Source organism: Microbacterium sp. EB106-03-03-XG65 (assembly GCF_058791955.1).
In genome coordinates, this window is the sequence record NZ_JBYTEB010000002.1 from 594,949 (window position 1) to 606,382 (window position 11,434).

Consider the following 11,434-nt stretch of genomic DNA (forward strand, 5'->3'; position numbering starts at 1 on the left):
CGATCCCGTGAGTGCTCCCACGATCGTCACAGCCGGCGTCGGCACGATGGACCTGGTCGAAGAGGCCGAGCGCATCCAGGCGCCGAAGAAGCGTCTTCGGCAGCGGGGAGACGGGCCCGTGGCCTACCTCTTCCTCCTGCCGTGGATCATCGGCATGCTGTTCACCGTCATCCCGTTCGGCGCGTCGCTGTATCTCGCGTTCACGGACTACAGCCTGCTGCAGCCGCCGAAGTTCATCGGCCTGGACAACTTCATCCGGCTGTTCGAGGACCCGAAGATCGCGACCTCGGCGCGCGTCACCCTCGTCTACACGTTCGTGTCGGTCCCCCTCGCGCTGATCGCCGCCCTCGCGATCGCGGTGCTCCTCAACAAGGGCGTCCGCGGTCTGCCCATCTATCGCAGCGTGTTCTACCTGCCCTCGCTCATCGGGGGCAGCGTGGCGGTCGTGATGCTGTGGCGCTCGATCTTCGGATACGACGGCATCGTCAACAAGTTCCTCGCCCTGTTCGGCATCCAGGGACCCGGCTGGGTCACCGATCCCGACTGGGCCCTGGTGACGCTCGTGACCCTCAGCATCTGGGGGTTCGGTGGCTCGATGGTGATCTTCCTCGCCGGCCTGCGCCAGATCCCGCAGATGTACTACGAAGCCGCCTCGGTCGACGGCGCGAACGTCTGGCGTCAGTTCCGCTCGATCACGCTGCCGCTGCTGAGCCCGGTGATCTTCTTCAACCTGGTTCTCGGCCTCATCGGAGCGCTGCAGGTCTTCACACAGGGGTACGTCTTCAGCGGCGGCACCGGCGGGCCGGCGGACTCCACGCTGTTCTTCAACCTCTACCTGTACCAGCAGGGGTTCCAGCGATTCGACATGGGTTACGCCTCGGCGATGGCCTGGGTCATGTTCATGGTGATCGCGCTCTTCACAGCGATCAACTTCCTCGTCTCGAAGTATTGGGTTTTCTACGATGACTGACACCACGATCATCCGCACCGGGATGCGCGGGCTCTCCAAGCGCTTCGGCGGCGAGTCCTATCGCGAAGAGCGCACCGGCACCACGGGCACCCGGTTCATCCGGCACGTGATCCTCGTGGGTCTCGGTCTCGTCATGCTGTATCCACTGCTGTGGATGCTGTCCGCATCGTTCAAGCCGAGCACCGAGGTCTTCAGCGATGTGGGGCTGATCCCGGCGAACTTCTTCCCTGACAACTACTCGGCGGGGTGGACGGCGCTGTCGCAGCCGTTCCACGTATACATCCTGAACTCGCTGCTGCTCGCGGTGCTGAACATCATCGGCAACCTGCTGTCATGCTCGCTCGCCGCCTACGCCTTCGCCCGTCTGCAGTTCCGCGGACGAAAGTTCCTGTTCGCGCTGATGCTCGGCACGATGCTGCTGCCGGGACAGGTCGTCCTGATTCCGCAGTACATCATCTTCGCGCAGCTGGGATGGGTGAACACCTACCTGCCGCTGTTCGTGCCCGCGTTCTTCGCGACCAACGCGTTCTACATCTTCCTCATGGTGCAGTTCATGCGCTCCCTCCCCATGGAGCTGCAGGATGCCGCGAAGATCGACGGCGCGGGAGCATTCCGCACGTACTGGAACGTGATCATGCCGCTCACGGTTCCGGCGATGGCGACCATCGCGATCTTCACGTTCATCGCCAGCTGGGGTGACTTCTTCGGACCGCTCCTCTACCTGACCGACCCGGCGCTGTACACGGTGCCGCTCGCGCTCCGAGAGTTCATCTCGTCGAGCGGCGCGAGCTCCTGGGGCCCGATGTTCGCCATGTCGGTGGTCTCACTGCTGCCGGTCATCGCCTTCTTCTTCATCGGTCAGCGCTATCTGATCAACGGCATCGCCACGACGGGAATGAAATGACACTCGCATCCAGACGCTACGCGATCATCGGAACGGGCGGACGCTCGGAGATGTACCTCCGGGCACTGTTGACGACGCATGCCGATCTCGGCGAGGTCGTCGCGCTCGTCGACGTGAACGAGACCCGCACCGCCTACTACGCGGACATCGCCCGCTCGCTCGGCGCCGGTGACATCGCGACCTTCGCGGCAGACGACTTCGAGCGGATGGTGGAGACGGAGAAACCTGACGTCCTCGTCGTCACCTCACCCGACTTCACGCACGCCGACTACATCGTCACGGGTCTCGAGCGGGGCCTCGACGTCGTCTGCGAGAAGCCCATGACGGTCGACGCGCCCAGTCTGCGTCGCATCGTCGACGCGGCCGAGCACTCGACCGGAGAGCTGATCGTCACCTTCAACTACCGCTATTCGCCCCGCAACACCCTCGTGCGACAGCTGATCGCCGACGGCAGTATCGGCGAGGTCACCTCGGTGCACTTCGAATGGTGCCTCGACACGGTGCACGGCGCCGACTACTTCCGCCGCTGGCACCGCGACAAGGACAAGTCCGGCGGACTGCTCGTGCACAAGTCGACGCACCACTTCGACCTCGTCAACTGGTGGATCGACGACGCCCCCGCATCGGTGTTCGCGCTCGGCGGGCTGCGGTTCTACGGACGCGAGAACGCCGAGCGCCGAGGCCTCGGCTCTCGCCCCGAGCTCGGCCGTGATCTTCCGGGAGACCGGTACGCACTCGACCTCGCGGCCGACGACAAGCTGTCGGCGCTGTTCCTCGAGGCCGAGCAGCATGACGGCTACCTGCGCGATCGAGACGTCTTCTCGGACGGCATCTCGATCGAGGACAACATGAGCGTCCTCGTCGGATACGAAGGTGGGGCCTCGCTCGCCTACACCCTCACCGCGCACTCGCCCTGGGAGGGATACCGGGTCGCAATCACGGGCACCGAGGGCCGCATCGAGCTCGAAGTGGTGGAGCGGGGCTGGGTCTCTCCCGACCGCACCACCAGCGGCATCGGCGCGAAGGGCAAGGAAGCACCCGTCGTCGACCCGAGCGCCCAGAACGACGAGACGTCGCAGGCCGAGGGCGTGCGCCCGCACGGGTCGCGAGTCATTCTCCAGCGGCTGTGGGAGCCCCCTCGGGTCATCCCGATCCCCGAGGGCACGGGAGCGCACGGCGGTGGAGACGCGGTGCTCCTCGACGATGTCTTCCGCGGTGTCGACATCGATCCGCTGCGCCGCCAGGCCGGCTATCTCGACGGCGTACGCAGCGTCATCGTGGGAGTCGCCGCGAACGAATCACTGCGCACCCGCCGCTCCGTGACCGTTGCAGATCTCGGGCTTCCGCTGCGCGCCGACTCCGCGCTGACCGCAGGATGAGCGCGCGGCACCACCTCGTGGTCCTCCTGGGCCAGTCGAACGCGAACGGCTCGAACACCGATTACGAACCCGATGGTCAGGATGCGCGCGATCCGCGCATCCTGACCTTTCCCGGCTCGGGTCCGGAGCGGAGGACCCTCGTGCCCGCCCGCGAACCCCTGGCGCCCATCGGCGGCCACGCCCCCGGGGGCATGGGCCCGGGCGGCCCTTTCGCCGCGCTGCATCTGGCCGCCCTGCCGCCGGAGGACCGCATCGTCATCGTGCCGATCACCATGGGCGGCACCGGCATGCGGCGACATGGCACGTACCCGGGAGTCTGGAAGGTGGGACTCGACGCTCCTCCGGCGCGGAATCTCTTCGACGCCGCCGTGGATCACACCCGGGCGGCGCTGACCGCGACCGGACCGGACGCCGTGATCGACGTGGTGCTGTGGCACCAGGGCGAGACCGACGGCGGGCGCACAGAGGCCGAGTACGCCGCCGACCTCGACGAGCTCATCCGCGCCTTCCGGATCCGCGTGCCCGAGGCGGCGTCGGCGCCGTTCATCGTGGGTCAGCTTCCCGCCGACCGGCTGCGCGCGTACCCCGACCACCAGGGCGTCGCCGAGGCGCTGCGACATCTGCCGTCTCGCGTCGAGAACACCGGCTACGCGGAGTCGCCGGGGCTCGGCAGCGTCAACGACGAGACGACGCACCTGACCGCGGCAGCCCAGCGCGTGTTCGGCGCGAGCTACGCCGCGGCCTACCGCGAGACGATCAGCCGCTCCTCCTGAGCGCGGGCGCTCGTGAGCCCGAGCGTCACGAGCTGCTCGGCGACGATCGCGGCCACCAGCGATGCACCGTCCGCCGAGAGATGGGTGTCGTCGCTCTCTCCCGCCGGGTAGGCGGGGAACTCGTCCGGCTGCACCCAGACGAACGAGCGTGTGCTCGCCTGCTCCCCCTGAGCCTCCCAGAGCCGATGCGTCGCGCGAGTGAGGTCGACGAGGGCGACACCCTCGGTCCGCGCGAGCAGCCGGATGCTCTCCGGGTAGCCGCCATGCGTCGGCACTGCCCGGCCGTCTTCGAAGGCGCGGCGTTCGATCGGCGTCACGAGCACGGGCACCGCAGACCGGGTCCGCACCCCGATGAGGAAGCGGCGGAGGTTGCCGGGGAAGGCCGTGAAGACGTCGGCGTGACGCTCATCGGGCTTGGGGTCGTTGTGCCCGAAACCGATCAGCACGATGTCACCGGACCGCACGTCGGCGAGGAGCGCATCGAGAGTGCCCTCGGCGATGTAACTGGTGGTGCTGGCCCCCGACACCGCAAGATTGACGACCTCGGCATCCACGACATCTGCGAGCACCTGCCCCCACCCCGTGCGGGGCGCCCTGTCTGCGGGGTACTCGGAGGCGGTGGAATCGGAGGCGATGAAGATCCGTGTCGGCGAGCTGCCGTCGGGCTCGTCGCCGGCCAGCCATGCGGAGCGGTCGGGTTCGACGTCGAGCTGCGGACGACCATCGCCCACCGCCCCCGGTCCGGAGTTCGCGAACTCGGCGAACCGCGCGTCACGCCAGCTGTAGCCGCCCATGTCATCCCACGGTTCCGCATCGATGTGCGGGCCGAGCGTGCAGTGCGCGAAGATCGCCTGCCCGATCGCATCCGGCTTGCCACCGGGATGCCACGGTCGCCCGAGCTTGACGGTCCCGTCAGGCAGATCGCCGACGATGTCGACCCCCCAGAAGAGGAAGCCGCGCGGATTCTCCCGAGCCGTGCTCGGTGCGGCGATGTACCCGTGCCCGATGCTGCGGATGAGTCCGCCTTCGATCAGTGCGGTCGCGCGCCCGTAGATGAAGTCGACGTCGCCGCTGATCTCGCAGTCGCGCAGGTGCACGCGGCGCCTCGCCGCCCAACTGGGCGCGTCGAGCAGCACGGTGTCCTGATGCCCGAGCAACCGGCACCGCTCGAGGAGGATGCGATCCCCTCGGGTGCGCAGCGCGAGGGCCTGGGAGTTGGGGAGGTGGCCGTATGCGGGCTTGTCGAAGGTGTTCTCGATCGTGATGTCGCGGATCGTGACGTCGTCGGCATCGATCGTGAGCGAGGCGCAGTCCTGCACGTACTCCATTCCCGTGCGATCGCGGTCGCCCTGGCGCAGCCCGAACGACACCACGACGTCGGCCGCGACTCCGGTCGCCCCGCGCACGAGCAGCGGCGCCCGGCGCGGCGCGATCACGACGTGTTCCACGTAGGCGCCGGGGTGCAGGACGATCTCGGTCGCCTCCGCGTCTTCGAGGGCGAGAGACAGCGAGGGGATCTGGTGGGCTTCTTTGCCGACGGTCACGATCTTGGACATGTCGACAGTCTAGTAACCGGTTTCCCGTAAAGTGGAATCCATGACAGAGCATGTCGACGCAACGCCGCGCTACCGTAACCCGATCATCGATGCCGACTTCCCCGACCCCGACGCGATCCGCGTCGGGGATCGGTACTACATGATCTGCTCGAGCTTCAACCGCGCTCCCGGGCTGCCGGTGCTGGTCTCCGACGACCTCGTGAACTGGACGCACCTCACCCACGCGCTCCCCGCCCTCCCGCCGATCGAGTGGTACCGCCTGCCGCGCCACGGCTCCGGTGTGTGGGCTCCGTCGATCCGGTGGCACGAAGGCACATTCCACATCGTCTACCCCGAGGTCGATCAAGGGGTCATGGTGATCTCGGCGCAGGACCCGGCGGGACCGTGGAGCGAGCCCCGCACTCTGCTCGCCGGGCTCGGCATCATCGATCCGTGCCCCCTGTGGGACGACGACGGCAACACGTACCTCGTGCACGGCTGGGCGGCGAGCCGCTCCGGTCGCAAGAACGCCCTGACCGTGATCCCCGTGGATGCCGACCTGACGCATGCCACGGGGCCCGGCCGCACGGTGATCGAAGGCGATGCCCTGCCCGGCTACGGCACTCTCGAGGGACCCAAGTTCCACAAGCGCGACGGCTGGTACTGGATCTTCGCCCCCGCGGGCGGCGTGGCGACGGGATGGCAGTCGGCGTTCCGCTCCCGTGATCCCTTCGGGCCCTACGAGGAGCGGATCGTGCTCGAACAGGGGTCGACACCGGTGAACGGCCCGCACCAGGGTGCCTGGGTCGAGGCGGCGGACGGCACGGACTGGTTCCTGCACTTCCAGGATCGCGGGGTCTTCGGCAGAGTGCTGCACCTGCAGCCGATGGCCTGGGATGCCGACGGCTGGCCGCTCCTGGGTGAAGCGGTGCACGGCGGCCCCGCGCAGCCCGTGCTCGAGCATCCGACGCCGACGGGGTCTGTGCAGCGCGACCGCACCCGCAGCGCCTCCGACGACTTCTCCGAGGGGCTGAGCCCGCAGTGGGCGTGGCAGGCGAACCCCGCCGACGACTGGGCGCGCACCTCGGCGGGAGAGCTCGTGCTGCGCGGTGTCGCCGACGACATCGGCAACCTCCGCGCGCTCCCCCACGTGCTCGGGCAGCCGCTCGCGGGCATCGCGTCGACGGCGACCACGAGCGTCTCGCTGCACGGCCCGGAGGGGTCGCGAGCGGGAGTCGTCGTGCTGGGCCGCGGCTACCTGTGGGCGGGCCTGCGGATCGACGGCGGCATCCGACGCCTGGTCGCCGCCGCCAGAGCGGAGGGAGAGCTGCACGAACGGGTGCTCTTCGACGGGACCGCGCCCGACGGCGCGCTGCGTCTGGAGATCCACGTCGATCCTGCGGCTCGCGTCACCGTGCACGCGGGCGACGCGGCGGAGCCGATCGTCGACGGCTGGCAGGCGGTCGTGGGCCACTGGATCGGCGCGGAGATCGGCCTGTTCGCCGCCGCTCCGCACGGGGCCGACCGGCCCGAAGGGACCATTGAGGCCGAAGGCGTGTTCGGCCCGTTCGATATCGTCGTGCACGACCAGGAAGGCTGATCCGCATGGCGAACAACGACGTGGCCCCCCGCGATGTCCGCACGCTCTCGGTGGCAGACCGCGTGGTCGCCGAGTACGACGACGGCACCGCGATGCCTGCGCTCTCGTCACCGCGCCCGTCTCTGCGCGCCTGGTCGCTCACCGGCAGGCCCGTCACGCAGTCGGCACCCGACGACCACCCGCACCACAGGGATCTGAGCCTCGCGCTGCCGGATGTCAGCGGCACCACATTCTGGGGCGGCCGCACCTATGTGCGCGACGTCGGATCGACCCTGCTCGACAACCACGGCACTCAGCGCGTCATCGATCGGCAGAGCACCGCCGCCACGGTCGACGAAGAGCTCGAGTGGCTCGACCGCACGGGTGCGAGACTGCTCACCGAGTCGCGCCGCATCGCGGTGTCCGCTCTCGCCGGCGGGTGGATGCTGCGCTGGACCTCGAGGCTCCGTGCGGTCGAACCGGGCGTGACTCTCGGCAGCCCCCAGACGAACGGACGCGCCGGGGCGTTCTATGGGGGCGTGTTCTGGCGGGCGCCGTTCGAGACAGCCGACGTCGTGTGCGCCTCCGGGACGGGCGTGGATGCGGCGCACGGGTCGGACTCTCCCTGGCTCGCGGTGCTGACCGACGAGGTCTCCCTGGTCGCCACGGCACCCGCTGCACCCGCCGCACCCCCTCCACACTGGTTCATCCGCACCGACGGGTACGTCGGGTTCGGCCCGGCCACGGCGACCGACACGCGTCGCGAGGTGCCGGTCGGCGACCCGCTCGAGCTCGGACTCACCGTCGCGGTGATCGACGGTCGACTGAGCGAGGAACGGGCCGCCGCGATCGGTCTCGACCTCTCGACGGGCGGAGAGTCGTGAGCCTTCCCCGGGTGAGCATCGTCGGCATCCACGGCCACGGACGCTCCCACCTCATCGCCGCCGCCCGCGCTCACGCCGAGGGACGCATCCGTCTCGTCGGGGTCGCCGACCCCGCCGGCGCCTCGGACGCGCTGCCCGACGGGGTGCCTCACTTCAGCGACAGCGGCGATCTGTTCGACACGGTCGGCTCGGACATCGCGGTCATCAGCACCCCGATCCACACCCATGCCGACATCGCGCTGGCAGCGATCGCAGCGGGCAACGACGTGCTGCTCGAGAAGCCGCCGACGGCCACGCTCGATGAGTTCCACCGCCTTCGCGCCGCCGCGGACGAGGCCGGCAGGCTCGTGCAGGTGGGGTTCCAGAGCCTCGCCTCGACGGCGGTGCCCCACCTGCGCGCTCTCGTGCGCTCCGGCGCGATCGGCGATGTCGTGCGCTACTCGGCCTCGGCCGCGTGGGTGCGACCCGTGAGCTACTGGCAGCGGGCCCGGTGGGCCGGCAAGCGCACGATGGACGGGCGCATCGTCGCCGACGGCGTGCTCACGAATCCGCTCGCGCACGCGACCGCGACCGCGCTGGCCGTCGCGGGCTCCGCATCGGCCGATGCCGTCGGCGACATCGAGCTCGATCTGTACCGCGCCAACGACATCCAGTCCGACGACACGTCGGTCGCGATCCTCACCCTCGACGACGGCGTGCGCCTGACGACTGCCGTCACGCTGTGCGCTCCCGACCGTGAAGAGCCGTTCGTCGAGGTCGTGGGCACCACGGGCCGCCTGGTCTTCTACTACGCGATCGACGTCGTGCAGCACTTCGATCACGCCACCGGACAGCATCCGTTCACGACCCTGCATCAGCGCATGCCGCTGCTCGACGACCTCGTCGAGGCGAGGCGCGAAGACCGCCCGTTGGCGGCGCCGCTGGAGTCGACGGGCGCGTTCACGCGGCTTCTTCAGGCCGTGCAGGATGCTCCCGAGCCGACGCCGATCGCACCGGAGGCCGTCACGATGGTCGACGACGAGCGCGGCAGCCACCCGGTCGTCGACGGGATCCTCCCTGCGCTCCGCTCGGCGATCGCGCACGGGAGCACCTTTCGCCGACTCGGCGTGCCGTGGGCCGGCGGGACTGACTAGAGACGGGAGGCGGCCGGAGCGGGGCCCGAGCTGCGGCGCACCCGCAGCCGAGGGGTGAAATGCGTCTCGGCGTGGGGGGCGGGGTTCCCGCTCATCTCGGCGTGCAGCTGGCGCCACGCGGTCTCGCCCATCTCGACGTGGTCGACGGCGACCGTCGTGAGGGGCGGGGCCGAGAACCGGCTGAACTGGATGTCGTCGAAGCCCACCACGGAGATGCTGTCAGGCACGGCGACCCCCTCTTCGCTGAGGCGACCGAGCAGACCCAGCGCGACGACGTCGTTGAATGCGAGCACCGCTGTCACGCCGCTGTCACGCACGCTCGGCCACGAGTCGTACCCGTCGCTCATCGACGACCCGCAGGCGAAAAGCGCCAACTCCATCTCCGACCGCGCTGCGATGTATTCGACGAGACGCTCCTGCCGGAAGACGCTCGACGCGCTGTGCTCCGGTCCCTGCAGATAGCCGATGCGGGTATGGCCGAGATCTCGCAGGTGATCGGCCAAGGCGCTGATGCCCGCCGCGTAGTCGATGGTCACTGCCGGCACGAGTCCGTCCTGGCTGCTGCGGTTGATGACCAGCGCCGGCGGCACCTGACGCAGGAGTTCGACGAGTTCCGGGCCGTCGAGTCGTGGGGCGGCCAGCACGATCGCGTCTGAGCGTCGGCGCAGCTCCCGCGCGAGCGGAGCCTCTTCTTCCAGGCTCTCTTGCGAGTCCGCCACGATGACGCGGTATCCGTCACGCGCCGCAGCGTTCGTGAGCCCCTGCAGCAGCTTCTGGAACATCGGGTTGCCGAGGTCGGGCACGATCATGGCGACCGTGTGCGTGACCCCGAGCGACAGCGATCGGGCCGTGCCGCTGGGTGTGTATTCGAGTTCCTCCATCACCGCTCGCACGCGGGCGACGAGTTCGGGGTCGACCGTGCCGAGCCCGTTCACGACGCGAGACACGGTGGCCCGAGAGACACCGGCCGCCGTGGCGACATCGCTGATGTTGGTGCGGCGAGACCGCGGAGCAGAGCGTCGTGGCATGACCGCCAGCGTACCGGAAACCGATTACTCAGGCCGAGCGGACATCAATCCGAAGTGGACGCGACGGCGGGAGTCGAACCCGCAACGCCGTCAGGTATGAGCTGAGGCCCGGGACCGCCCGGATCGCCGCGATGGGGATGACGTTACCTGGCGCCATGCCGGAACACCAGGATCGTTGCGGGGATTGACACAGTGAGTCGGCGCATGACGCATTCCGTCGCGGGGCGTCGCGCACCGGCGCCGGACGACCGGTGTACCGTCTCGATCATGGCTGCCGCAGACGCCCCCGCGACGACCCCGCAGAAGACCCACCGCTACCTGCGCCTCTCGCTGGTGCTGATCGTGTTCACTCTGCTCGTCGACGTCGCACTGCAGAGCATCGTGGTGACGTGGGAGCCGCTCATCTTCGGCTGGCACCCCCTCGCCTCGATCAGCCACGCGTTCCACACACCCGGGCGCGACATCTTCGTCGGGACGCTGCTCGCGACATCCGTCGTGCTCCTCGCTCTCTCCGGGCGCAGTCGCGCGACCACGCTGCTCGACGTGTGCGCGGTGTTCGCACCGCTCATCGCGATCGTCCCGACCGGCCTCGCCGACTCCCGCGCCGTCGGTCACCTGACCTGCCCGGTCATGATCGACTGCATCCCGTCGGCCGACGTCGGCAGCGCCAAGGCAGGCGTCGCGGTCTACGCCATCGTCGTCGTGGCGGTGGTCGTCACGATGGCCGTGATCCGGCACCGCACCCGCACGCCGAATCGGTCGGCTCGACTGGTGTCGATCATCGCGCTCGTCACCGCCGCGGTCGTCGCGGCGCTCGCCTTCGCCCCCGCTCTCGACGACGGCTTCCCGTTCAACTTCTGGCCGGTGAACAGCATCCACTTCGCGGTGACCCTGGTGTTCTTCGGGGTGTTCGCGGCCGTGCCGATCCTCTCCGCCAGAGGCCCGCTCGAACCGGGCGAGACACCGCCGACTCCGCGCCAGAGATCGATCTACCGCTGGATCTCCGGACTGCTGATCGCGGATCTCGTGCTGCTCTTGGTGGCGGTGCTGTTCCGGCAGGCGTTCGGGGAGACCCCGATCGTGCTCATCGGCGAGACCGTCGCGCTGATCCTCTTCGCGGCGTTCTGGTGGGTGCAGACATTCCAGCGGTGGGACGACCCGAACCCGCCGTCGATCCTCGCGCGGAGGCCGCTCCCCGCGTGAGGCGGGAGCGGGGGCAGCTGACGACATCGGACCGGACTCTGGCACT

The 11,434-nt window shown here is 69.1% G+C and carries 10 protein-coding genes and 1 pseudogene; 8 read left to right on the top strand and 3 right to left on the bottom strand.

The genetic code is table 11. From position 1 onward, the window contains the following. Window positions 1-46 precede the first annotated feature (46 nt). Genes AC3WS6_RS16210 through AC3WS6_RS16225 form a run of 4 tightly spaced genes read left to right on the top strand, consistent with a single transcriptional unit; the run spans window position 47 to window position 4,026 of the window. Window positions 47-970 carry a carbohydrate ABC transporter permease gene (locus AC3WS6_RS16210; protein ID WP_492502327.1) on the top strand — a complete coding sequence of 308 codons (924 nt, stop codon included), beginning with the start codon at window positions 47-49 and terminating at the stop codon, window positions 968-970. Beyond that, a complete protein-coding gene (locus AC3WS6_RS16215) occupies window positions 963-1,874 on the top strand; it encodes a carbohydrate ABC transporter permease (RefSeq protein ID WP_492502029.1) in 912 nt (303 codons plus the stop codon). Before AC3WS6_RS16210 ends, AC3WS6_RS16215 begins: the two co-directional genes overlap by 8 nt. Then, window positions 1,871-3,253 carry a Gfo/Idh/MocA family protein gene (locus AC3WS6_RS16220; RefSeq protein WP_492502030.1) on the top strand — a complete coding sequence of 461 codons (1,383 nt, stop codon included), beginning with the start codon at window positions 1,871-1,873 and terminating at the stop codon, window positions 3,251-3,253. Before AC3WS6_RS16215 ends, AC3WS6_RS16220 begins: the two co-directional genes overlap by 4 nt. Further along, the gene (locus tag AC3WS6_RS16225) at window positions 3,250-4,026 is read left to right on the top strand and encodes a sialate O-acetylesterase (RefSeq protein ID WP_492502031.1); all 777 of its coding nucleotides are present in this window, start codon (window positions 3,250-3,252) and stop codon (window positions 4,024-4,026) included. Before AC3WS6_RS16220 ends, AC3WS6_RS16225 begins: the two co-directional genes overlap by 4 nt. On the opposite strand, the gene AC3WS6_RS16230 is transcribed toward AC3WS6_RS16225, so the two are convergent. Beyond that, complete coding sequence (locus tag AC3WS6_RS16230) at window positions 3,996-5,582, bottom strand: pectinesterase family protein (protein WP_492502032.1); 1,587 nt, start codon at window positions 5,580-5,582, stop codon at window positions 3,996-3,998. The two genes, AC3WS6_RS16225 and AC3WS6_RS16230, sit on opposite strands and share 31 nt — an antisense overlap. A 40-nt stretch (window positions 5,583-5,622) precedes the next feature. On the opposite strand from AC3WS6_RS16230, the gene AC3WS6_RS16235 reads away from it, so the two are divergent. From AC3WS6_RS16235 to AC3WS6_RS16245, 3 genes are read left to right on the top strand one after another with little or no spacing between them, the layout of a single operon-like run. Next, complete coding sequence (locus AC3WS6_RS16235) at window positions 5,623-7,161, top strand: glycoside hydrolase family 43 protein (RefSeq protein WP_492502033.1); 1,539 nt, start codon at window positions 5,623-5,625, stop codon at window positions 7,159-7,161. Between the two features lie 5 nt (window positions 7,162-7,166). Then, window positions 7,167-8,024: a DUF6807 domain-containing protein gene (locus AC3WS6_RS16240; RefSeq protein ID WP_492502034.1), complete on the top strand. Its 858-nt coding sequence runs from the start codon at window positions 7,167-7,169 to the stop codon at window positions 8,022-8,024. Beyond that, the gene (locus tag AC3WS6_RS16245; protein ID WP_492502035.1) at window positions 8,021-9,157 is read left to right on the top strand and encodes a Gfo/Idh/MocA family protein; all 1,137 of its coding nucleotides are present in this window, start codon (window positions 8,021-8,023) and stop codon (window positions 9,155-9,157) included. Before AC3WS6_RS16240 ends, AC3WS6_RS16245 begins: the two co-directional genes overlap by 4 nt. On the opposite strand, the gene AC3WS6_RS16250 is transcribed toward AC3WS6_RS16245, so the two are convergent. After that, window positions 9,154-10,185: a LacI family DNA-binding transcriptional regulator gene (locus AC3WS6_RS16250; protein WP_492502036.1), complete on the bottom strand. Its 1,032-nt coding sequence runs from the start codon at window positions 10,183-10,185 to the stop codon at window positions 9,154-9,156. The genes AC3WS6_RS16245 and AC3WS6_RS16250 overlap by 4 nt on opposite strands. Window positions 10,186-10,240: 55 nt before the next feature. Further along, window positions 10,241-10,316 (bottom strand): annotated as a pseudogene (locus AC3WS6_RS16255). Window positions 10,317-10,452: 136 nt separating this feature from the next. Here AC3WS6_RS16255 and AC3WS6_RS16260 point away from each other — a divergent pair. Beyond that, window positions 10,453-11,388, top strand: a complete 936-nt coding sequence (locus AC3WS6_RS16260; RefSeq protein ID WP_492502037.1) for a hypothetical protein — start codon at window positions 10,453-10,455, stop codon at window positions 11,386-11,388. The last annotated feature ends 46 nt before the right edge of the window (window positions 11,389-11,434 follow it).